The sequence below is a fragment of the Actinomyces timonensis DSM 23838 genome (assembly GCF_000295095.1).
Classification (GTDB): domain Bacteria; phylum Actinomycetota; class Actinomycetes; order Actinomycetales; family Actinomycetaceae; genus Actinomyces; species Actinomyces timonensis.
On the sequence record NZ_JH806634.1, the window covers coordinates 447,577 to 469,403 of the forward strand.

15 protein-coding genes and 1 pseudogene are annotated in these 21,827 nt (G+C 72.1%); 8 read left to right on the forward strand and 8 right to left on the reverse strand.

Annotated features, from left to right (window positions below; translation table 11 throughout):
• Nucleotides 1-23: 23 nt before the first annotated feature.
• On the reverse strand, nucleotides 24-2,423 hold the full coding sequence (locus tag A1QA_RS0112340; RefSeq protein WP_017179218.1) for a 6-phosphofructokinase: 2,400 nt from the start codon (nucleotides 2,421-2,423) through the stop codon (nucleotides 24-26).
• Nucleotides 2,424-2,700: 277 nt separating this feature from the next.
• On the opposite strand from A1QA_RS0112340, the gene sucC reads away from it, so the two are divergent.
• The 5 genes from sucC (at nucleotide 2,701) to A1QA_RS0112375 (ending at nucleotide 9,749) form a co-directional block, all read left to right on the forward strand.
• On the forward strand, nucleotides 2,701-3,975 hold the full coding sequence (gene sucC, locus A1QA_RS0112345; RefSeq protein ID WP_017179219.1) for an ADP-forming succinate--CoA ligase subunit beta: 1,275 nt from the start codon (nucleotides 2,701-2,703) through the stop codon (nucleotides 3,973-3,975).
• Between the two features lie 3 nt (nucleotides 3,976-3,978).
• Complete coding sequence (sucD, locus tag A1QA_RS0112350) at nucleotides 3,979-4,917, forward strand: succinate--CoA ligase subunit alpha (RefSeq protein WP_017179220.1); 939 nt, start codon at nucleotides 3,979-3,981, stop codon at nucleotides 4,915-4,917.
• Nucleotides 4,914-6,890 carry a phosphoribosylglycinamide formyltransferase gene (gene purN / locus A1QA_RS16610; protein WP_017179221.1) on the forward strand — a complete coding sequence of 659 codons (1,977 nt, stop codon included), beginning with the start codon at nucleotides 4,914-4,916 and terminating at the stop codon, nucleotides 6,888-6,890. Before sucD ends, purN begins: the two co-directional genes overlap by 4 nt.
• Before the next feature lie 196 nt (nucleotides 6,891-7,086).
• A complete protein-coding gene (gene ettA, locus A1QA_RS0112365; RefSeq protein WP_017179222.1) occupies nucleotides 7,087-8,769 on the forward strand; it encodes an energy-dependent translational throttle protein EttA in 1,683 nt (560 codons plus the stop codon).
• A gap of 446 nt (nucleotides 8,770-9,215) precedes the next feature.
• On the forward strand, nucleotides 9,216-9,749 hold the full coding sequence (locus tag A1QA_RS0112375) for a hypothetical protein (protein WP_154652408.1): 534 nt from the start codon (nucleotides 9,216-9,218) through the stop codon (nucleotides 9,747-9,749).
• A 13-nt stretch (nucleotides 9,750-9,762) separates the two neighbouring features.
• Here the strand turns inward: A1QA_RS0112375 and A1QA_RS0112380 are convergent, their stop codons facing one another.
• Both A1QA_RS0112380 and ptsP read right to left on the reverse strand, forming a co-directional pair.
• A complete protein-coding gene (locus A1QA_RS0112380; protein WP_017179225.1) occupies nucleotides 9,763-10,719 on the reverse strand; it encodes an acyl-CoA thioesterase in 957 nt (318 codons plus the stop codon).
• Complete coding sequence (ptsP, locus tag A1QA_RS0112385; protein ID WP_017179226.1) at nucleotides 10,716-12,413, reverse strand: phosphoenolpyruvate--protein phosphotransferase; 1,698 nt, start codon at nucleotides 12,411-12,413, stop codon at nucleotides 10,716-10,718. The genes A1QA_RS0112380 and ptsP overlap by 4 nt, the downstream gene beginning before the upstream one ends.
• 257 nt (nucleotides 12,414-12,670) lie before the next feature.
• Between ptsP and A1QA_RS0112390 the strand changes: the two are divergent.
• Nucleotides 12,671-12,904: pseudogene (locus A1QA_RS0112390) on the forward strand (PTS sugar transporter subunit IIB); the annotation flags it as partial.
• Between the two features lie 302 nt (nucleotides 12,905-13,206).
• Nucleotides 13,207-15,393 carry a 4-alpha-glucanotransferase gene (gene malQ / locus A1QA_RS0112395; RefSeq protein WP_017179228.1) on the forward strand — a complete coding sequence of 729 codons (2,187 nt, stop codon included), beginning with the start codon at nucleotides 13,207-13,209 and terminating at the stop codon, nucleotides 15,391-15,393.
• Nucleotides 15,394-15,481: 88 nt separating this feature from the next.
• Here the strand turns inward: malQ and A1QA_RS0112400 are convergent, their stop codons facing one another.
• The 4 genes from A1QA_RS0112400 to A1QA_RS0112415 all read right to left on the reverse strand — a co-directional run bounded on the left by A1QA_RS0112400 (nucleotide 15,482) and on the right by A1QA_RS0112415 (nucleotide 17,436).
• Nucleotides 15,482-15,949, reverse strand: coding sequence for a PTS sugar transporter subunit IIA (locus A1QA_RS0112400; RefSeq protein WP_017179229.1), 468 nt, complete (start codon nucleotides 15,947-15,949; stop codon nucleotides 15,482-15,484).
• Nucleotides 15,946-16,230: a PTS sugar transporter subunit IIB gene (locus A1QA_RS0112405; RefSeq protein ID WP_279625151.1), complete on the reverse strand. Its 285-nt coding sequence runs from the start codon at nucleotides 16,228-16,230 to the stop codon at nucleotides 15,946-15,948. The genes A1QA_RS0112400 and A1QA_RS0112405 overlap by 4 nt, the downstream gene beginning before the upstream one ends.
• Before the next feature lie 157 nt (nucleotides 16,231-16,387).
• Nucleotides 16,388-16,648 carry a PTS sugar transporter subunit IIB gene (locus A1QA_RS0112410; RefSeq protein ID WP_017179231.1) on the reverse strand — a complete coding sequence of 87 codons (261 nt, stop codon included), beginning with the start codon at nucleotides 16,646-16,648 and terminating at the stop codon, nucleotides 16,388-16,390.
• A complete protein-coding gene (locus A1QA_RS0112415; RefSeq protein ID WP_017179232.1) occupies nucleotides 16,645-17,436 on the reverse strand; it encodes a GntR family transcriptional regulator in 792 nt (263 codons plus the stop codon). Before A1QA_RS0112415 ends, A1QA_RS0112410 begins: the two co-directional genes overlap by 4 nt.
• A gap of 252 nt (nucleotides 17,437-17,688) precedes the next feature.
• Between A1QA_RS0112415 and A1QA_RS0112420 the strand changes: the two genes are divergently transcribed.
• Nucleotides 17,689-19,035 carry a PTS transporter subunit EIIC gene (locus A1QA_RS0112420; RefSeq protein WP_017179233.1) on the forward strand — a complete coding sequence of 449 codons (1,347 nt, stop codon included), beginning with the start codon at nucleotides 17,689-17,691 and terminating at the stop codon, nucleotides 19,033-19,035.
• A gap of 156 nt (nucleotides 19,036-19,191) precedes the next feature.
• Here A1QA_RS0112420 and pepN read toward each other — a convergent pair whose 3' ends face one another.
• Nucleotides 19,192-21,768 (reverse strand): aminopeptidase N, encoded by a 2,577-nt coding sequence (gene pepN / locus A1QA_RS0112425; protein WP_017179234.1) that lies wholly within the window; start codon nucleotides 21,766-21,768, stop codon nucleotides 19,192-19,194.
• Nucleotides 21,769-21,827 lie beyond the last annotated feature (59 nt).

Sequence of the window (21,827 nt, forward strand, 5' to 3'; positions counted from 1 at the left end):
CCAGGGCCGGCGATCGGGGCGCGTCAGTCCTCGGCGGTGGCGGCGGCGTCCACGGCCTCGCCGAAGTCGGGGACGTCGGCGATGGCGAGCGGGCCCAGATCCGAGGAGACGAGGTCCAGGGCGGGGCGCATCCCCAGCCACCACTGATGGCGGGGGCGGCGGTTGGCCATGTCCAGGTCGTCCTCCATGTGCTCCAGGCGGTGGTGGGTGATCCGGCCGCCGGTGAGGCCCACGTAGCTGGAGTGGTCCGTGCCGCGCTCGAGCTGATCGGCGAGCAGGCCGAGGGCGTGCGCGACGAGCTTGGTGGCCATGAGCCGGTCGAAGGCCGTCGGGTCCCCGCCCTGCTGGAGGTGCCCGATGACGGCCTCGCGCACGTCGTACAGGCCCACGCCCTCAGCGGCGAAGATCTTCGCCAGCACATCCGTGGTGTAGTACTCGCTGGCCCGCTCGTTGCGGATGAGCAGGTGGAGCTTCCGCCCGTTCTTGAACGCCTCCACCATCCGCCGGGAGTCCTCGGCCAGGCGGGCCAACCGGATGCCGCCCTCGTGGAGGTAGACGCCCTCGGCGCCCGTGGCCAGTCCGCTCATGAAGGACAGGTACCCGCACTTGCGGCCCATCACCTCGGCCACGAAGCAGCGGTGCGAGGCCGCCGCCGACTGCTTGATCGAGTCCAGGGCGCTGATCGTCGCGTTGAGCGCCGTGTCCGTGCCGATCGACAGCTCGGAGCCGGGCAGGTTGTTGTCGATTGACGCCGGGACGCACAGGATCGGGATCTGGAACGCGGGGTACCGGCCCTTCTCCGTCACCAGGCGGTGCGCCGCCAGGTAGGCGTTGTAGCCGCCGATGACGAGCAGGGCGTCGATCTCGTGCTTCTCGATGGCCCGGCCCAGGGCGTAGAGCTGCTCGACCTCGGGGACCTCCCGCCGCGTGCCGAGCTCGGCACCGCCGTCGCCGACCCAGCCCTCGACGTCGTCCCAGCTGAGCTCGCGGACCTCGCCGTCGAGCAGGCCCGGGAAGCCTCCCGCCACGCCCAGCATGGTGAAGCCGTGGTCGAGGCCGAGGCGCACAGCGGCGCGGGCCGCCGTGTTCATGCCCGGGGCGAGGCCTCCGGCATGGATGATCGCCACCCTCTTGGAGGGGGCGGCCCCAGCATCGGCGGGCTCGGGGGGAGTCGACATCGTCTCGAAGATCCGCAGCATCTCCCCGAAACTGCGGCCGCGGGCCTCGACGGCGCCCTCCCAGTCGCCCGCGGCCACCAGGTCCTTGACCTTCCGCGTGGCCTCGACCTGCTCCATCATCGGCACGGAGCGGATGCGGTTGTGGCGCTCGACGACGATCACCGGCACCGTCTCCGGGGAGGCCAGGAGGACCTCGCGGGCCGCCTGGCATCCCAGCAGGGTGGACATCCAGCGGTCGTAGGCGCTGGGCTTGCCGCCCCGCTGGACGTGCCCGAGGATCGTCACCCGGGCGTCCTCGCCGAGGCGCCCGGACAGGACGCGCTTGACGTCGTCGGCGGTGATCGGGTTCCCGGAGCGGTCGGTGGCGCCCTCGGCGACGATGACCATCGACTCGCGGCGCCCCGCCCGGCGGCCCTTGGAGAGCTTGGCGCACATGTCCTCCTCCCAGCCCTCGGCGGGCGGGATCTCGGGGACGAGCACGTAGTCGCAGCCGCCCGCCACGGCCGCCATGAGCGCGAGGTAGCCGCAGTGGCGGCCCATGACCTCCACGACGAAGGTGCGCTGGTGGGAGGCCGCGGTGGAGGAGATGTCGTCGATGGCCTCCAGGATGCGGTGCAGGGCGGAGTCGGTGCCGATCGTCATATCCGCGCCGACGAGGTCGTTGTCGATCGAGCCGACGATCCCGGCGACCATGAGCGCCGGATGAGCCTGGGCGGTCTGCTTGCTGATGCGCCCGGTCTCGGCGAGCTCGGCCACCAGGTCCGGCCAGTTCTTCCGGAACTCGTTGGTGCCGGTGAGAGAGCCGTCGCCGCCGATGACGATGAGCCGGTCGATGCCGTGCTCCAGGAGGTTGGCGGCGGCGTCGAGCTGCCCGGAGCGCTTGCGGAAGTCCGCGGAGCGGGCGGTGCCGATGATCGTGCCTCCCCGGTGGAGGATCGCGCCCACCGAGTCCCATTCCAGGGGCCGGATGCCCTCACCGCCGGCGACGGCCCCTGCCCACCCCTCCATGACGGCGAAGGGCTGGGCGCCCAGGCGCAGTAGCGTGCGCACGGCGGCGCGCACGGCGGCGTTCATGCCCTGGGCGTCGCCCCCCGAGGTGAGCACCCCGACCCTGATCGGCTCCTCGGCGGGGCTCGTGGCCGCGGCGCCGTCGCTCCCCCCGGTCACGGAGACGACGGCGTCGACCACCTCATCCTCGGAGGCAGGGGTCAACTGGTGCGGGGCGGCGTTGCCTGCGGCGGTCATGGGACTCCCTCTCATGCGGTCCGGCTGCGACCCGGTCCTGTCCGGCCCAGTCCGGTCGAGCCCTATTGTGTCCCGCGGCAGGGGTCTGCGTCACACCGATGACGCGGCGTCGTCATCGTTGGGGCGGCGCCCCCCTCCGCGCGCGGCGTCTGAAGGACTCGCGGGCGATCCTCGGCCCCAGCGCCCCGCCCCGCGATACCCTCAGGCCAGGGCCCAGGTGGGCCCGGGACAGGCGCGCCCGACGAGAGCCGACACCCGCGCGAAAGGACACCGCCTCATGGACCTCTACGAGTACCAGGCCCGGGACCTCTTCCGCCGCCACGGCGTCCCCGTCCTGCCCGGCATCGTCGCCACCACCACCGAGGAGGCGCGCGCCGCGGCGCAGGACCTCCTGGGCGGCGGCGCGGAGCTCCTCGTCGTCAAAGCCCAGGTCAAGACCGGTGGGCGCGGCAAGGCCGGAGGTGTCAAGCTCGCCCGCAGCGCCGAGGAGGCCGCCGAGCGGGCCGAGACGATCCTCGGCATGGACATCAAGGGCCACACCGTGCGCTCCGTCCTCATCTCCGAGGGGACCGACATCGCCGAGGAGTACTACTTCTCGATCCTCCTGGACCGCGCCGAGCGCGGGTACCTGGCCATGTGCTCGCGCGAGGGCGGCATGGACATCGAGACCCTCGCCGCCGAGCGCCCCGAGGCCCTGGCGCGCGTCCCCATCGACCCCGTGGACGGCCTCACCGAGCAGACCGCGCGCCAGATCGTCTCCGCCGCCGGCTTCGAGCCCGGGCGGATGGCCGACGGCGTCGCCGCCGTCATCGAGCGCCTCTGGGAGGTGATGGTCGCCGAGGACGCCACCCTCGTGGAGGTCAACCCCCTCGTCCTGGCCGACGACGGGCGGATCATCGCCCTGGACGGCAAGGTCACCCTCGACGACAACGCCCGCTTCCGCCACCCCGAGCACGAGGCCCTCGTCGACGCCGCCAGTGTCGACCCCCTCGAGGCCCGGGCCAAGGAGGCCGGGCTCAACTACGTGCGCCTGAGCGGCGAGGTCGGCGTCCTCGGCAACGGCGCGGGCCTGGTCATGTCCACGCTCGACGTCGTCGCCGGGGCGGGGGAGCGGCACGGGGGCATGCGCCCCGCGAACTTCCTCGACCTGGGCGGCGGCTCGTCGGCCGAGGCCATGGCCGCCGCCCTGGGCATCGTGGCCTCCGATGAGCAGGTGCGGGCCATCCTCGTCAACGTCTTCGGCGGTATCACCTCCTGCGACACCGTCGCCGAGGGCATCGTGACCGCGATGGGCGCCCTCACCGGCCCCGCCAAGCCCATCGTCGTGCGCCTGGACGGCAACAACGCCGAGCTCGGCCGTCGCATCCTCCGGCAGGCCTCCCTGCCCGGCGTCACCATCGTGGAGACCATGGACGGCGCCGCCGACGCCGTCACCGACATCGCCGAGCAGGTCTCCCGCGGCGCCCTGGCGGGTCAAGCAGTGCCGCCCGACGCCGCCGCGCCCACAGCGCCCGCTGTGCCCGCCGCTGCCCCGACCACTCAGGAGGCCTGAGCCATGAGCGTCTTCCTCACCGAGTCCGACAGCGTCATCGTCCAGGGGATGACCGGCTCCGAGGGCCGCAAGCACACCCGCCGCATGCTCTGCGCCGGCACGCGGGTGGCCGCCGGAGTCAACCCCCGCAAGGCCGGCACCACCGTCGCCTTCGAGGTCGAGCCCATCGGGCCGGGGGCCGCCGCCGTGCCCACCGGCACCGTCGAGGTCCCCGTCCACGGCGGCGTCGCCGAGGCCAAAGCGGCCACCGGCGCCGAGGTCTCCGTGGTCTTCGTGCCCCCCGCCTTCGCCAAGGACGCCGTCATCGAGGCCGTCGACGCCGGGATGCGCCTCGTCGTCGTCATCACCGAGGGGATCCCCGTGGCGGACGCCGTCGCGTTTCGCGCCCACGCCGCTGCCCACGGGACGCGCGTCATCGGCCCCAACTGCCCCGGCATCATCTCGCCCGGCCGCTCCAACGTGGGCATCACGCCGCCGGACATCACGGGCCCCGGCCCGATCGGCCTGGTCTCGAAGTCCGGGACCCTCACCTACCAGCTCATGCATGAGCTGCGCCACCTCGGCTTCACCACCTGCATCGGCATCGGCGGGGACCCCGTCATCGGCACCACCCATATCGACGCCCTCGCCGCCTTCGAGGCCGACCCCGACACCGAGCTCATCGTCATGATCGGGGAGATCGGGGGCGACGCCGAGGAGCGCGCCGCCGCCTACATCGCCGAGCGCGTCACGAAGCCGGTCGTCGCCTACGTCGCCGGCTTCACCGCCCCCGAGGGCAAGACGATGGGCCACGCCGGCGCCATCGTCTCGGGATCGGCGGGCACCGCCGCCGCCAAGAAGGAAGCTCTCGAGGCCGCCGGTGTCGCCGTGGGGCGAACCCCGAGCCAGACCGCCGAGCTCGCGCGCCGCATCCACCACGAGCGCTCGGGCGCGCGCGCGTGAGCGGGTCCGCCCAGCGCCGGCCGACGCCGCGCCGCAGCGCCGCCCTGCCCGACGACTGGCCCTTCGCGCTGCGCGCAGGGATCGAGGCCGTCCTCCTGGCCTGGTTCGTCGTCGTGGGCGCCACCACCGCCGTCATGATGACCTCACGCCCCCTCGACGCGGCGGCCGCTCTGTCACTGGGCTCCACGATCCGCACCGGTACGGGCCTGTGGGCCCTGGGAATGGGCGGGCACCTCGGCGACGCGGGCTCACCCGGCGGCGCCCTGGGCCTGCCACTCCTGGGCGTCACCGTCCTCCAGGCGTTGCTCCTGCGCTCCTCCGCCCGGCGGGCCAGTCTGTCGGGCCCGGCCGCCGGGGGCGTGGCCATCGCCTCGGCCGGTCTCACCGCGACGATCCTCCTGGCCCTGGCGGCCCCCAGTGGCGGGGCATGGCCCGCGCTGCCGGGCCTCCTCGTCCTAGCGACGGTGGTGATCGGCTCCCGGCTCCACTCCCAGGGGCGTGGCATCCCCGCCCTGGAGCGCTGGTGGCGCGAGCGCCCCGACTGGGCGGGCCCATCCCTGGGCATGGCGCGCGACTGCGCGCTCGGGCTGCTCGGGCTCTCCCTCGCGGCGGTGCTGGCGGCCGTCGTCGCCGGGGCGGGGCGGATCTCCCTCCTCCACGACGCCATCGCCGGTGGCGGCATCATCTCCTCGGCCGGGCTCATCCTCTTCCAGGCGGCCTGGATCCCCACCGGCCTCATCTGGGCGCTCGCCTGGATCCTCGGCCCCGGGTTCAGCGTGGGGAGCGGAACGGTCTTCGCCCCCAGCACGATCATCGCCGACACGGTCCCCTCCCTCCCCATCCTCGGGGCGCTTCCCGTCGGCACCTGGGGGCCGGCTCGATTCCTGCCGTTCCTCATCGTCCTCGGCGCGATCGCCATCGGCTGGCGCCACCGGCGCGAACTGACCGCTTTGAGCCTGGGGCGCGCCCTCGCCGCCGCTGCCGGCGCGGCGCTCCTCCTTGCCGCCGGGATGGCGATCCTGTGCCTGGGCGCCTCCGGCCCCATTGGGCCCGGCCGCATGGCGCACGCCGGCCCGCAGGCCTCCTCCGTCGTTATCCTGTGCCTCGTCGAGATCGGGCTCGGCCTGCTCGCTGCCGCCCTCGTCCTCCACCCCTGGACCCGCCGGATGACGCAGCGCGGCGTGAGCGCCGCCAGCCAGGCCGCCGGGAGCACCACGCAGGCCCTGCGCGAGCGCCGGGCCGCCCACGACTCCGGTGACGAGGCCGACGACGCCCCGGCAGATCCATGGGATGACCAGGCGGAGGATGGCGCCGAGCCGGAGGCCTGGCGCGATGACGCTCCGCCCGCCCCAGCCGCGCAGGCGGCGCCGGGGGAGGACGACGCCGATTCCGCTGGTGCCGAGCCCGCGGCCCTCGTCGTTCTCGTGTCGGGGACCGGCTCGAATCTCGCCGCCCTCATCGAGGCCTGCGAGGACCCCTCCTACGGGGCGGACATCGTCGGCGTCGTCGCGGACAAGGAGTGCGCGGGGCTCCAGCGCGCCCGCGCCGCCGGCATCCCTGCCGAGGTCGTGGCCCTGGCCGACTACCCTGACCGCGCTTCCTGGGATGAGGCCCTGGCCCGGTCGGTCAGCGGCTACGTGCCGGATCTCGTCGTGTGCGCCGGTTTCATGCGCCTGCTGGGCGACGCCTTCCTCGCCCGCTTCGGCGGCCGCGTCCTCAACACCCACCCCTCGCTGCTGCCCGACTTCCCCGGCGCCCACGCCGTGCGCGACGCCCTTCAGGCGGGGGCCACGCGGGCCGGCGCCACCCTGTTCTGGGTGGATGCCGGCGTGGACACCGGCGAGATCATCGCCCAGGTGGAGGTCCCAGTCCTGGCCGGCGACGACGAGGCCGCGCTCACCGAGCGCATCAAGGCCGCCGAGACCCCTCAGCTCATCGAGCAGATCCACCTGCTCATCGCCCCCGGGCGCTGAGGCGCCGTCGGCCCGGGCCGACCCCAGCCGCCCGATGGCCGCCCGCGTGCGCGGAGTCATGCGCCGCGCCGTCGCCGATGGGCGGGGACTGCTCTAGGCTGGGCCGCGGCGCGCGCCGTCGGCCCCGGTGGACCACCGGCAGGCCCGGCCTGCGCGCGAAGACCTCTCCCGCATTCGACGAAAGGCGCACCGCACAGTGGCTGAGTACATCTACCAGATGATCAAGGCGCGCAAGGCGCACGGCGACAAGGTCATCCTCGACGACGTCACCATGGCCTTCCTTCCCGGCGCCAAGATCGGCATGGTCGGCCCCAACGGCGCCGGCAAGTCCTCGATCCTCAAGATCATGGCCGGCGTCGACCAGCCCTCCAACGGCGAGGCGCGGCTCAGCCCCGGCTACAGCGTCGGCATCCTCATGCAGGAGCCTCCCCTCAACGAGGACAAGACCGTCCTGGGCAACGTCGAGGAGGGCGTGGCCGAGATCAAGGGCAAGCTCGACCGCTTCAACGAGATCTCCGCCGCCATGGCGGACCCGGACGCCGACTTCGACGCCCTCATGGAGGAGATGGGCGCCCTCCAGACCGAGATCGACGCAGCGAACGCCTGGGACCTCGACTCCCAGCTCGAGCAGGCCATGGACGCGCTGCGCTGCCCGCCGCCGGACGCCGAGGTCAAGCACCTCTCCGGTGGTGAGCGCCGCCGCGTGGCCCTGTGCAAGCTCCTCCTGGAGGCCCCCGACCTGCTCCTCCTCGACGAGCCCACCAACCACCTCGACGCCGAGTCCGTCCTGTGGCTGGAGCAGCACCTGAGCACCTACAAGGGCGCCGTCATCGCGGTGACCCACGACCGCTACTTCCTCGACCACGTCGCCGAGTGGATCGCGGAGGTCGACCGCGGCCACCTCTACCCCTACGAGGGCAACTACTCCACCTACCTGGAGACCAAGGAGAAGCGCCTCGAGGTCCAGGGCAAGAAGGACGCCAAGCTCGCCAAGCGCCTCAAGGACGAGCTGGAGTGGGTGCGCTCCTCGGCCAAGGGCCGCCAGGCCAAGTCCAAGGCCCGTCTGGCCCGCTATGAGGAGATGGCCGCCGAGGCCGAGCGCACCCGCAAGCTCGACTTCGAGGAGATCCAGATCCCGCCGGGCCCGCGCCTGGGCAACCAGGTCCTCGAGGCCAGCCACCTCAACAAGGGCTTCGACGGCCGCACCCTCATCGACGACCTGTCCTTCACCCTGCCGCGCAACGGCATCGTGGGCATCGTCGGCCCCAACGGCGTCGGCAAGACCACGCTGTTCAAGACCATCGTGGGCCTGGAGGAGCTCGACGGCGGCAGCCTCAAGATCGGCCAGACCGTCAAGCTGTCCTACGTCGACCAGTCCCGCGCCGGCATCGACCCCAAGAAGACCCTGTGGGAGGTCGTCTCCGACGGCCTGGACTACATCCAGGTCGGCAACGTGGAGATGCCGTCGCGCGCGTACGTGGCCTCCTTCGGCTTCAAGGGCGCCGACCAGCAGAAGCCCGCGGGCGTCCTCTCCGGCGGCGAGCGCAACCGCCTCAACCTGGCGCTGACCCTCAAGCAGGGCGGCAACCTCATCCTCCTGGACGAGCCCACGAACGACCTCGACGTCGAGACCCTGGGTTCCCTGGAGAACGCCCTCCTGGAGTTCCCCGGCTGCGCCGTCGTCATCACGCACGACCGCTGGTTCCTCGACCGCGTCGCCACCCACATCCTGGCCTGGGAGGGCACGGAGGAGAATCCGGCGAGCTGGTACTGGTTCGAGGGGAACTTCGCCTCCTACGAGGAGAACAAGGTCGCGCGCCTCGGCCCCGAGGCCGCCCGCCCCCACCGCGTCACCTACCGGAAGCTGACTCGCGACTGAGCCGAGCGACGCCGAGCTTGCTCGAGCGTCCGAGGCGATCGAGCGTGTTGGTGGCCGCAGGCCGAACACACGCGACTGAGCCGAGGCTGGAGACCGTCTGAAGCACCCCGTGGCGGGGTGCTTCAGACGCTCTGGGGGTGCTCTGGTGGGGTTGGAGGCGCTGTCGACGCGGCGCGAACCAGGAGCGCTGCTACTTGGAGGCCTCCGTGCGCCTCCTCGTCCACGCGCTCACCAACGGCGTCACCGACGCCCGCTTCATCTCGCGGACTGCAACCGTAACGATGCCGTTCCTGAGCGGTCTCTAGGCACCCGCGCCATAGGCTCTCCCCGGCCCCGCGCAGCGATGAGGGCCTTGAAGCGGGAGGGAACAGATGTCGTCCTATGAACAGTCGGCCGCTGTATGGATGAGGGCGCACGGTTTCCCGGACGCTACGATCCAGGACCCGATGACGGACATCGGCATCGATGTCCTCTCGGTGACAGCGGTCGCCCAGGTTCGCTCGGGGATTGCGCCCGCCACCTTGGAGGACATCGCGCGCTTCCTCACGATCTCGTCGCCTATGACGGGCAAGCGCCGCATCGTCTTCTCCCGCGCTGGCTTCGCGCCCGATGCCGTGGCGCATGCAGATGCCCAGGGAGTCGCCTTGTTCATCAGTCGTGATGACTCGCACATGGTGCCAGTGAACGCGGCTGCTCAGGGAATGCTCTTATCGGCATCCACCATGATGCTTGCCCCGCGCAACGTCGACTGCCCTAGGAGGGCATCGTTCTGGAGTCGTCCTGGCGTGTGGTACGTCATCATGGTCATGCTCGCCGGTGCTGGCGCCATGGGGCTCCTCGATCCGCAGACGGGGGCTCAGAGCAACCCCGATGGCGAGCCTGACTCGTTGGGCGTGCGCGTGGTGGTCGCAGGGGTGCTCTTCGCCCTGGCGTATCTCTCGTGGAGGCGCGCCAAGAGGATGGAGCGCCGCAGGAAATGAGAGGGGCTGCGACTCAGGCGTCGAAGCGGACGGCCCAGTCTCCGCTGCCGCGCGAGGTGGCTGTGGGCATGCGGATCATGCCCTCCTGGGCGATCGTGGAGACGAGGCGGCCAGCGGAGTCGAAGACCTCTGCCCGTGCCCCCGCGCGCCCGCCCTGCGAGGTGGGGGAGTCCTGGACGAACAGCAGCCAGTCCGAGGCGTCGACGTGCCGGTGGAACCACTGGGCGTGGTCGAGCGTGGCCAGGCTCATCCCCTCGCTGCGCCAGCTCAGTCCCTGGCTGCGCAGCGCGGGCTCCAGCATCACCTGGTCGCACACGTAGGTCAGCAGCGCCCGGTGCACCGTCTGGGAGGCCTCTGCCGGGATGCGCCCGCGCGAGCGCAGCCACAGGCACTGCCGGTTGGTGATCTCCGGGCCAGGGCTGAGGTAGATATTGCCCTCGACATGGCGGATATCGAAGGGGGCTGTCCGCCCGAGGAACTTGGCGGCGGGGTCGTCCACCGTCCGGAAGATCTCCAGGGCGCTCACCAATTCGTCCGGGCCGGGCACCGACGGCGCGGCGACCTGGGTCTGCGCGCCCTCCTGATCGATCTGGAAGGAGGAGATCATCGCCAGGATCGCGCGGCCCCCCTGGAGGGCGGTGGTGCGGCGCTGGGAGAAGGAGCGCCCGTCGTGAAGGCGCTCCACCTCGTAGACGACGGGCTGCTTGGGGTCCCCGCCGCGGATGAAGTAGGCGTGGAGCGAGTGCGGCAGGCGCACCGGCAGGCTCTCATCGGCCGCCTCGGGAAGAGTCGCGGCAGCCGCCAGGAGCCCCTGGGCGATGACCTGGCCGCCGTAGATGCGCCCTGAGAGATGGGGCAGCGAGTCCCCGAGGAACGAGTCGATCCCGTCGCCCTCCGCCAGTGCCAGGATGCGGGTGAGTGAGCCGAGCGGCTCCTCGCTGGCGGAGGGGACGGGATACGGCGTCGTCACAGGCCGAGCTCCTCCAGGATCGGCAGCTTGGCGCGCACAGCCGTGCGCGCGTCCTCGGCGGTGGCCGAGTCGATGGCGATGCGCGCCAGCTCCTGGCACTCCTCGAAGGTCACGGACTTCATGACGGCGTCGACATCCGGCAGGGCGCGGGCCGTCATCGACAGGCTAGCCACGCCGAGGCCCACGAGGACGGTGGCCAGGGCCGGGTCGGCCGCGGCCTCGCCGCACACGCCCACCGGGCGGCCGCGCGGGGCCGCGCCGTCGCAGGCCTGCTTGATGAGGCGCAGCACGGCCGGCTGCCATGCCGTGGACAGGTCCGCCAGGGAGGACAGGAGGCGGTCTGCCGCCATGACGTACTGGGTGAGGTCGTTGGTGCCCACCGACGCGAAGTCGGCGTGCTCGAAGAGCTTATCCGCCATGAGGGCGGCCGAGGGGACCTCGATCATCATGCCCGCGGTCTTGAGACCGTAGGAGCGGGCCTTGTCCGTGAAGGCCTTGGCCTCGTCCGCCGTGGAGATCATGGGGGCCATGACCCACACCTTGGCGTCCGTGGCGGCCTCCGCCTTGGCCAGCGCCTCGAGCTGGTGCTCCAGGACGTCGGGGTCACGGCGGGTGGTCCTGTAGGCGCGCACACCGAGGGCGGGGTTGGCCTCAGTGGCGTCGGTGAGGAACGGCAGGGGCTTGTCCGCGCCGGCGTCCAGGGTCCGCACGACGACCTTCTTGCCGGGGAACGCGGCGAGGACCCCGGTGTAGGCCTCGACCTGCGCGTCGACGGTGGGCTCCTCGGGCTGGTCGAGGAAGCAGAACTCCGTGCGGAACAGGCCCACGCCCATGGCGCCCGCCTCCGCGGCGCTGCGGGCGCCCGCGGCGTCGCCCACGTTGGCGAGCAGCTGGACCTCGCGGCCGTCCTTCGTCGCGCCGTCGCCGTTGAAGACGCGCACGCGGCTGGCGAGCTCCTTGGCGCGGCGCAGCGCGTCCTCGTCGGGGTTGAGCGTGATGACGCCCTTGGTGCCGTCCACCAGGACGATGTCCCCGTCGTGGAGCGCGTCGACGACCTCGGCGCCGGTGCCCACGATGGCGGGCATGCCCAGGGCACGGGCGAGGATCGCGGTGTGCGAGGTGGGGCCGCCCTCGGAGGTGATGAAGGCGATGACCTTCTCAGGGTCGAGCAGCGCGGTGTCCGCCGGGGCCAGGTCCTCGGCCACGAGGATGAAGGGCTCGGGCAGCATGGGGATGCCGGGCATGGGGGAGTCGGTGAGGACGGCGACGATCCGGTCTCGCACGTCGGCGACGTCGCGCGTGCGCTCGGCCATGTAGCCGCCGAGTGACTCGAGCATCGAGGACAGGGTACCGGCGGCCTCCCAGACGGCGCGCTCGGGCACGAGCTTGCGCTCGCGGACCATGGCCTGCGCGGAGGAGGTGAGGGTGGGGTCGGCGGCCATCTGCGCCGTCGTCTCCAGGAGCGTGCGCCCCTCGCCCTTGGCCTGCGCCGCGGACAGCTCCAGGCCCTTCTTGACGGTCTGGGCCGCGGCCTCGATCCGCTCGCATTCCTTGTCGAGGTCGCGGGCGGCGTCGAGGACCGCGACCTCGGGCTCGGGGATACCCGGTGCCATGCGGGCGACTGGCCCGGCGACGAGACCGGGGCTCACGCCGATACCGGCCAGGGAAGTGGGAGATGCGTCGGACAGCGCCATGAGTGCTCCTCGTCAGTGATGGAGGCGGTCGTAGGGCCCATTGTGCACGCCTGGCCGCGTTCGCGGGAGGGGAACCGGAGCATGAATCACGATTGGCAGGAGTCTTCGCCCATGGAGGAGACACAGTCCCCGAGAAAGTGATGGAGGTCACATGGTGGCGAGCCGTGCTCGGTGGGGTCGGGGGAGTCTGATAATAGGTATCGGTCACTCCCGCACGGCGACGTGCGGGCCGCGCATGAAGGTCGAGTGAAGGAGTAGCGATGAGCGCGACAGCGAAGAGCATTGTCGCTGGCCTCGGTGGCAGCGAGAACATCACGGTCCTCGAGCCGTGCATCACCCGGCTCCGGGTCGAGGTGGTCGACCAGGACAAGGTCGACGAGGAGGCGCTGAGGGCCACAGGGGCCTTCGGCGTGGTCCGCTCCGGCACTGTTGTGCAGGTCGTCGTCGGCCCGACGGCGGACGCCCTCGCCGACGAGATCGCGTCGCTCTGAGCTGCCAGCGGCCGTCGCAGGGCCGCCCCGGCGCGGCGGTCCGGGCCGCTTCCCCATCGCCGTCCCCGTCCGTGGCTTTCCCGGGCCCTCGCGGGCGCGACGCGCCGGTGGGCGGCTTTGGCACTCCGGCGCCGACTGTGAAAGGCTTGCCGCAACACGCGGGGCCCATCCTGTTCCTACGACCGCGACTGACTACGGCGTCACCTCGGCGGGAGGGTCCGCACCCGATCCATCCAGAGCGCGACGGCATCGCACGAGCGCTCCCGGCGTGAGAGCGCTCTCGAGAACAGGCGGCACTGCCCATGACTGAGTCGACCCCCGTTGGAACCTCCTCTGACGAGCCCGCGGGCGAGGACCTCAAGCGCCTCGCGGAGATGCACGGCGTCTCCACCGAGTACTGGGACTACCACGGCAACCGCGCCGCCCCCACCCGCGCCACCCTCGTGGCGGTGCTCGCCGCCCTCGGTGTCGCCGCGGCGACCGACGCCCAGATCAAGGACTCGCTGGCCGATGCCGAGCTGGCCCCCTGGAGGCGCATCCTCCCGCCGACGGTCGTGCGCCGGCAGGGCTGGGCGGCCCCTGTGGCCGTCCACGTCCCCGACGGCGCCGCGGTCAAGGCGCGCGTCGAACTGGAGTCCGGGGGGTCGGTGGAGCTGGAGCAGGCCGAGGACTGGGAGCGACCGCGGGAGGTCGACGGCGTTCTGACCGGCCGCGCCTCGTTCCGCATCCCCGGGGACCTCCCGCTGGGCTGGCACACCCTCGTGGCCGAGATCGACGCCGCTGAGGGCCGCCCCGCCACCACCGCCACGGCCGCGCTGGCGATGACCCCTGACCGTCTTGAGCTCCCCGAGAGCCTGGGGGAGCGCGGCTGGGGCGTCATGGCGCAGCTCTACTCCGCGCGCTCGGCCGACTCCTGGGGCATGGGGGATGCCGACGACCTCACCGAGCTCGCCTCCTTCTTCGGCGACGAGGGCGCGGACTTCCTGCTCATCAACCCCCTGCACGCGGCCGAGCCCTCGGGGGAGATGACGCCGTCGCCCTACCTCCCGGTCACCCGGCGCTTCGTCAACCCGATCTACATCCGCCCCGAGGCCATCCCGGAGATGACCCGCCTGTCCGGGCCGCGCCGCTCGCTCATCCAGTGGTCCCTGGAGGAGCTCGCCGCGACCAACCGCACCGTCGACCCGATCGACCGGGACACCATCTGGAAGCTCAAGCGCGATGCCCTCGAGGTCGTCTTCTCCGCCGGGCGCTCGCGCTCCCGGCGCCGGGACTTCGAGCGCTTCCGCGCCGAGGCGGGCGAGGGCCTGGAGCGCTTCGCCCTGTGGTGCGCGCTCACCGAGAAGCACGGCAAGATGGCCGACTGGCCCGAGAACCTCAAGGACCCGTCCTCGGCCTTCGTGGCCAACGAGGCCCGCGCCCTGACCGACCGCATCGACTTCTACGCCTGGCTCCAGTGGATCGTCGACGAGCAGCTCGCGCGGGCCCAGGAGCAGGCCAAGGCCTCCGGCATGGCGCTGGGGATCATGGACGACCTGGCCGTGGGCGTCCACGCCCAGGGCGCCGATGTCTGGTCCGAGCCCGAGGCCTTCGCCTCCGGCATCGAGGTGGGCGCCCCGCCGGACATGTACAACCAGCTGGGGCAGAACTGGTCCCAGCCGCCGTGGAGCCCCGTCTACATGGCTGAGACCGCCTACCAGCCCCTGCGGGACGTGGTCCGCACCGTCCTGCGCCACGCCGGCGCGCTGCGCGTCGACCACGTCATCGGGCTCTTCCGCCTGTGGTGGATCCCCAAGGGCATGGGCGCGGCCTCCGGCGCGTACGTGCGCTACGACCACGAGGCGATGGTCGGCGTGGTGCTGCTGGAGGCCTACCGCGCCGGCGCCGTCATCATCGGCGAGGACCTGGGGACCGTGGAGCCCTGGGCGCGCGACTACCTGGCCAGCCGCGGGGTGCTGGGAACCTCCGTCCTCTGGTTCGAGAAGCAGGGCGACGGCTGGCCGCTGCAGCCGCAGGACTACCGGCGCCTCGCCCTGTCCACGGTCAACACCCACGACCTTCCCCCCACCGCGGGGTACCTCGCCGACGAGCATGTGGCCCTGCGCGAGCGCCTCGGGCTCCTGGCGGACCCGGTCGAGCAGGTGCGCGCCGAGGCGGACCTGGAGCGCAACCGGATGATCGAGCGTCTGCGCGAGCACAGGCTGCTGGGAGCCAACCCCTCCGAGCGCGAGATCGTCGAGGCGCTCCACCGCTACATCGTGCGCACCCCCTCGGCGCTCATCGGCGTCGCCCTCGTGGACTGCGTCGGCGAGCGCAGGACGCAGAACCAGCCGGGGACGGACCAGGAGTACCCGAACTGGAGGATCCCCCTGGCGGACAGCTCGGGCGAGCCGGTCCTCATCGAGGACCTCCCGGGCAACGCGAGGCTGGCGAGCCTCTTCCAGGCGATCCGCCAGGAGATGGGGCAGCGGCGCACGCCCCGGGACTGACTGACGCGAATGGGGCGGGCCCAGCCGATCGGCTGGGCCCGCCCCATGGTGTTCCCGAGGCCATTCCTCCCCGGGGCTGCGAGCCTGCTTAGGACCAGGTGATGAGCGCGTCCCCGGGAGCCGCTGCGGTGCCCGGGGCGGTGAGTGCCAGGGCGGCCTCATCGGCCTCGAGGGCGATGATCGGGACGATCGGGTTGAGCCCGCCCGCCTCGATGCCAGCCGGGTTCCACGTCACGACGGGATCCCCGGCGGATACGCGCGCCCCCTCGGCGCAGTGCACGGTGAAGCCCGCGCCTCCCAGGCCGACGGTGTCCAGCCCCAGGTGGACGAGCACGCCCCGCCCGTCATCGGCGGTGATGACGAAGGCGTGCGGGTGGATCTTCGCCACGCGCCCGGTGATCGGCGCCGCAGCGGTCACCTCGGCGGGGGAGGCGGGGTCGCGGGCCGGATCGACGGCGAGCCCGGGCCCGACCAGCCGGCCGGAGAAGACCGGGTCCGGGACGTCATCGAGGGAGACGACGCTCCCGGCCAGCGGGGAGAGGACGTCCAGTGTCATCGGAGGTCCTCGATCTCCTCGCAGATGGTGTCAGCGTTGGGGCCGACGACGACCTGCACGACGTCGCCGACGGTGACGACGCCGTGCGCGCCGGCGGCCTTGAGCGCGGCCTCGTCGACGACGGACGCGTTCTCCAGCTCGCAGCGCAGCCGGGTGATGCAGGGCTCGATCTCGACGATGTTGTCGAAACCGCCGAGGGCGTCAAGGATCTGCTGTGCCTGGGACATGGTGTGCTCCTCCTGGATCGGTGGGCGCGGCTGCGGTGGGCGGCCGGAGATCATGGGGTGTGGTGGAACGATACCGTTGATCGGGAGCGCCATCACTCCGGCCTCAGCGGTGGTCCATACCAATCGTATGGTGGCATCGGGGGCCGGGCGCTGTCCACTCCCGCTGCCCCGCGCGGCGCGGCGGGGGAGGGGGATGGGCGCTGCGGCGGGGTCAGTCGCCGTCGTCGGGCCAGAGCTTCTCGGAGGCCTCCGTGGCGAGCGTGTCGGCATTGGGGCCCACGACCACCTGGACGACCCTGCCCGCGGAGGTCGCCCCGTGCGCGCCCACGGCCCGAAGAGCGGCGCGGTCCACCGCCGCCGGATCATGGACCTCGATCCGCAGCCGGGTGATGCACGGCTCCAGGCTGTCGATGTTGTCGGCGCCGCCGAGGGCGGCGATGAGGGTGTCCAGATCAAGGGGGCGCGGGCTCATGAGGCACTCCTGGTTCGCAGGGCGGAGGGGCGGGACGCCGCGGGCTGGGGGGCGGACACCGGCACCCACAGGGTATAGCGGTCCGCTCGGTAGAGCGAGCGGGAGTAGTCCACTGCGACGTCGTCATGGAAGGCTCGGCGGGTGATGTCGAGGGCCGGGGAGCCCTCGGGCACGCCCAGCAGGATCGCCTCCTCGGCGGAGGCGACGTGCCCCTGGATGACGTCCTCGCCCCACTGCGGGGCGAGATCCACCTCGCCCAGGCGCTGGTAGAGGGAGAAGTCGAGCGGACCCTCGAGCAGCCCTGGCAGGAGGGAGGGGGACAGCCAGTTCTCCTCGATCGCCATCGGCGTCGAGTCCGCCGTGCGCAATCGGCGCAGGTGGTAGACGTCGTCGCCGGGGGAGATCTCCAGGGCCTGGGCCACCTGGGGGGTGGCGCGCGTTGTCTCGGCCGCCAGGAAGACGACCCCCGGCTCCATGCCCCGCCGGCGCATCTCATCGGTGAAAGAGGTCAGGCGCAGCTGGAGGTCGAGCTTGGGCTGGGAGACAAAGGTGCCCCGGCCCTGGTGGCGCTCCAGCGCGCCGTCGACGACGAGGGTGTCGATCGCCTGGCGCACCGTCATCCGGGATACGGAGAAGGTCTCGCACAGCTCCCTCTCGGAGGGGATGGGCGAGCCCGGCTCGAGGCCGTCGGCGATGAGCGCGAGGAGGTGGTCCCTCACGACGACGTACTTGGCGGGCGCGCGGGCCGAGCGGGAGCGGCGGCTCGATGAGGCTGATGAGGAGGTCATGGCGTTCTCGGGAAGGGGGCCAGGGGCGGAGTGCCGGTGCCGTCCCATTCTGCCCCGCGTCTCCGGGACAATGTGCGGTCTTGGGGCAGCGCGGCGAGCCCATTTGACATCAGACCTCCCGTGCGGTTCAGTGGAGCCAAGTGGTCCAGACGTGTTCGTCGCGGAACCGTCCGGTCCACCTCCGCCCGTCCCTGGGCGGCCCCCCCGATCGCGGCACCGCTGCCGCGTCGCTGAGAACCTGCGGAGGTCACCATGTCTCAGAAGAAGAAGGGCGGCGCCTTCGCGGCCGCCCAGCGCCTCGGCCGCTCCCTCATGCTGCCGATCGCGACGCTGCCCGCGGCGAGCCTGCTCCTGAGGTTCGGCCAGGCGGACATGCTCGGTGCCGACGGGGTGGCGAAGCGGCTGTCATGGATGCAGCCCGTGGCTGACGTCCTCGCCCAGGCCGGCGACGCCGTCTTCAGCCATCTGCCGCTCATCTTCGCCGTCGGCGTGGCGGTCGGCTTCGCGAAGAAGTCCGACGGCTCGACGGGCGTGGCGGGCCTGTTCGGCTACCTCGTCCTCGAGGGCGTCCTCAAGGCCCTCGCCCCCTACCTGGGCGCGGGCGGCGACGGCGACCCGGCGAAGAGCACCATCAACTACGGCGTCCTGGGCGGCATCATCATCGGCATCACCGCGGCCCTCCTGTGGCAGCGGTTCTACCGCATCAAACTGCCCGACTGGCTGGCCTTCTTCGGCGGGCGGCGCTTCGTCCCGATCATCACCTCGCTGGCCGCCCTGGCGATCGGCGTGGTCCTCGCGCTCATCTACCCCGCCTTCAACTGGCTCATCAACGAGCAGCTCGGCGGATGGCTCATGGAGGCCGGCACCAAGGGCGGGGCGGCCGCCGTCATCGCCTCCTTCGTCTTCGGCACGATCAACCGCCTCCTCATCCCCTTCGGCCTGCACCACCTGCTCAACTCCATCCCGTGGTTCCAGCTCGGCGACTGCACCAACGCCAGCGGCCAGACCGTCCACGGCGACCTCACCTGCTTCTTCTCCGGCGTCGACGGCACGAACGCCTGGACCGGCTCCTTCATGACCGGCTTCTTCCCGATCATGATGTTCGCCCTTCCCGGTGCCGCCCTGGCCATCTGGCGCACCGCCCGGCCCGAGAAGCGCAAGGCGACCGGCGCGCTCATGGCCTCCGTCGCCCTGACGGCCTTCGTCACCGGCATCACCGAGCCCCTCGAGTACGCCTTCGCCTACGTGGCCTTCCCCCTGTACGCCATCCACGCCGTGCTCACCGGCACCTCGCTCGCCCTGGTCAACGCCCTGGGCATCAAGGACGGCTTCGGCTTCTCCGCCGGCGGCATCGACTACCTGCTCAACTTCGGCAAGTCGGCCGATCTGTCCGCCCAGGGGGTCATGGGCCCGGTCCTCCTGGTGGTCATCGGCCTGGCCTACGCCTTGGTGTACTACGCCCTCTTCCGCTTCCTCATCATCCGCCTCGGCTTCGCCACGCCGGGACGCGAGGAGGACGAGACCGATGCCTTCAGCGCTGCCCAGAGCGCCGCGGCCGAGTCGACCGGGAAGAAGGCCCCGGGCGAGCAGAGGCGCTGAGAGGCGGCCACTGGCTCTCCTTCACCGCACAGGAAGGAGGGAGGGCGGCGCGCGGGAGCGAGCAGCAGCCCTGAGCCCGCGCGGCCGCGCCTCCACGGCAGCGCGCTCCGGCGGATTTCCTGATCCGTCGGAGCGCGCTCGTCGTTCCCGGTCCCCCTACGCGCCCTGGGCCGCGTGGGCGCGGGCCACCCGTCGCGCGTCGTCGAGGTTCTCCGCCACGATCCGGCGCAGGGCCGCGGGGGCATCGCCATGGGCATCCAGCCAGGCCTGGAGCGCCCCGATCGGGTCGGCGCCCGGCAGGCCGACGGTCGCGCAGGACCACAGGCCCTCCAGGAGGGCCTCGGCCATGTGGAAGGTCCGAGACGACCAGACGCCCTCGACGGCGGCCGCGTACTCCTCGATGAAGGGCACCATGAGCTCGGGCGCGCGCTCGACGCGCCCGAAGCCGGCCAGCGCCTGGCGCTGCGTCTCATTGGGCATCGAGGAGTCCTCCACGAGCGCCCGCCAGGCGCGCTCCTTCGCCTCGGCGGTGGGGATCGAGGCCCGGGCCCCCGCCGCGCGCTCGCGGCCCGTGGTCGTGCGGTCGCGCGCCTCCTCGGCGGCGATCTCCGCCTCGCCCGCCCGGCCTGAGGCCACGAGCCCCGTGAGGAGCTCCCAGCGCATATCCGCGTCCACCGCCAGGCCCGGCAGGGGCGCGCTGCCATCGAGCCATCCGGCGACGGCGTCGATCTGCTCCTCGCTGACCGCGTGGGCCGCGACGGCGCGCACCAGCTGGAGCTGGCGGTCGCTGCCCGGCTCAGCGCAGCGGGCCAGCGCCAGCAGCGCCTCGACCGTCCCCGGGGCGGCCGTCCGGCGCGCCGCGGGGGGCAGGTAGAGGGCGAGGCAGGTGCCGATCCGGGCGAGGAGCCCCTGGACCACGCTCGAGTGGGACTCGACCGTCAGCGCCTCCAGGGCGGCGGCGAGGTAGTGGGAGGCCGCCAGCTCGCCGTCGCGCACCATGTCCCAGGCCGAGGCCAGGACGAGCGAGCGCGCCAGGGAGTCGCTGAAATCGCTGATCCCGTCCAGGCCGGCGGCGAGCGAGGCGCTATCGAGGCGGTGCTTGGCGTAGGTGAGGTCGTCGTCGTTGACCAGGAGCACCTCGGGGCGCGCCAGGCCGACCAGGCCCGGCACCTCTGTCCGCTCGCCGTCGACGTCCAGCTCCACGCGCTCCACGCGCACCAGGGCACCGGCGTCGTCGTGGCTGTAGGCGCCGATGGCGAGGCGGTGCGGGCGGAGCGTGGCCGGGGAGCCGGCGGGGATCTCCTGGATGACGGCGGCCGACGCGATGCGCCCGCCGTCATCGGTGGTGGTCTCCAGGCGCAGCGTGGTCACGCCGGCCTCCTGGAGCCACACCCGCGTCCAGGCGCCCAGGTCCCGCCCGGAGACCGCCTCGAGCTCGCGAAGCAGGTCCGCCAGGGTGGCGTTGCCGAAGGCGTGCGCCTCCAGGTAGCGGGCGATCCCGGCGAAGAAGCGCTCGCGGCCCACATAGGCGACGAGGGCCGTGAGCACCGAGGCGCCCTTGGCGTAGGTGATGCCGTCGAAGTTGACCTCGACGTCGTGCAGGTCCCTGATCTCGGCGGCGATCGGGTGGGTGGAGGAGAGCTGGTCCTGGTTGTAGGCCCAGCCCTTCTCGATCGTCTGGAAGGTGGTCCACGCGTCCGTGAAGCGCGTGGTCTCAGCCGTGGCCAGGGTGGAGGTGTACTCGGCGAAGGACTCGTTGAGCCACAGGTCGTTCCACCACTCCATGGTCACCAGGTCCCCGAACCACATGTGGGCCAGCTCGTGGAGGATCGTCACCGCGCGCCGCTCCACGCGCGCCGCCACCGGGCGGGAGCGGAAGACGTAGTCGTCGCGGTGGGTGACGATCCCCGCGTTCTCCATGGCGCCCGCGTTGAACTCGGGGACGAAGACCTGGTCGTACTTGGGGAAGGCGTAGGGCGTGCCGAACAGCTCCTCGTAGAAGGCGAAGCCGCCCTTCGTCATCGCCAGGATCTCATCGGCGTCGAGGTGCTCGGCCAGCGAGGCGCGGCAGTACACGCCCAGCGGCACCACGCGGCCGTCGTCGGCGCGGTACTCATCGGTCGCCCCCACGTACGGCCCGGCGACGATCGCCGTGATGTAGGAGCTCATGCGCTCGCTCGGCGCGAAGGCGAAGACCCGCGCGCCGCCCTCCGTGGGCGAGGGCTCGGGGGTGGGGGAGTTGGAGAAGACGGTCCAGCCGTCGGGCACGGTCACCGTGAAGGTGAAGGAGGCCTTGAGATCGGGCTGCTCGAAGACGGCGAAGACCCGCCGGGAGTCGGGCACCTCGAACTGCGTGTAGAGGTAGGTCTGGTCATCGGCCGGATCGGTGAAGCGGTGCAGGCCCTCCCCGGTGCGCATATAGGCGCAGTCGGCGGCGACGACGAGCTCATTGGACTCCGCCAGCCCCTCCAGGGCGATCCGGGAGTCCGCGACCACCTCCGCCGGGTCGAGGCTCGCCCCGTTGAGGCGCACCTCGCGCACAGTCGGGGCGATGAGGTCGATGAAGGTCGAGGCGCCGGGCGTGGCGGAGAACCGGGCGGTGGTCACCGACCGGAAGGTGGGCTGCTCGGGGTCCGCCGCGCCGGACAGGTCCAGGACGACGTCGTAGCTCTCGGTGGTCACGAGCGAGGCGCGCTCGCGGGCCTCGTCACGGGTCAGGTTGATTCCGGGCATCTGCGCTCCTGTCATCATGGGCGGGGCTCGCGCGCCCCGCGGGACACGGCCCGATCCTC

What these genes read in the sequence shown, in the direction of transcription:
- A1QA_RS0112420 (WP_017179233.1), top strand. Translation starts at nt 17,689, where the DNA reads ATGTCTCAGAAGAAGAAGGGCGGCGCCTTCGCGGCCGCCCAGCGCCTC.
- malQ (WP_017179228.1), top strand. Translation starts at nt 13,207, where the DNA reads ATGACTGAGTCGACCCCCGTTGGAACCTCCTCTGACGAGCCCGCGGGC.
- A1QA_RS0112405 (WP_279625151.1), bottom strand. Translation starts at nt 16,230, where the DNA reads ATGATCTCCGGCCGCCCACCGCAGCCGCGCCCACCGATCCAGGAGGAG.
- A1QA_RS0112340 (WP_017179218.1), bottom strand. Translation starts at nt 2,423, where the DNA reads ATGACCGCCGCAGGCAACGCCGCCCCGCACCAGTTGACCCCTGCCTCC.
- sucD (WP_017179220.1), top strand. Translation starts at nt 3,979, where the DNA reads ATGAGCGTCTTCCTCACCGAGTCCGACAGCGTCATCGTCCAGGGGATG.
- A1QA_RS0112400 (WP_017179229.1), bottom strand. Translation starts at nt 15,949, where the DNA reads ATGACACTGGACGTCCTCTCCCCGCTGGCCGGGAGCGTCGTCTCCCTC.
- ptsP (WP_017179226.1), bottom strand. Translation starts at nt 12,413, where the DNA reads ATGGCGCTGTCCGACGCATCTCCCACTTCCCTGGCCGGTATCGGCGTG.
- A1QA_RS0112410 (WP_017179231.1), bottom strand. Translation starts at nt 16,648, where the DNA reads ATGAGCCCGCGCCCCCTTGATCTGGACACCCTCATCGCCGCCCTCGGC.
- A1QA_RS0112415 (WP_017179232.1), bottom strand. Translation starts at nt 17,436, where the DNA reads ATGACCTCCTCATCAGCCTCATCGAGCCGCCGCTCCCGCTCGGCCCGC.
- sucC (WP_017179219.1), top strand. Translation starts at nt 2,701, where the DNA reads ATGGACCTCTACGAGTACCAGGCCCGGGACCTCTTCCGCCGCCACGGC.
- A1QA_RS0112375 (WP_154652408.1), top strand. Translation starts at nt 9,216, where the DNA reads ATGACGGACATCGGCATCGATGTCCTCTCGGTGACAGCGGTCGCCCAG.
- pepN (WP_017179234.1), bottom strand. Translation starts at nt 21,768, where the DNA reads ATGCCCGGAATCAACCTGACCCGTGACGAGGCCCGCGAGCGCGCCTCG.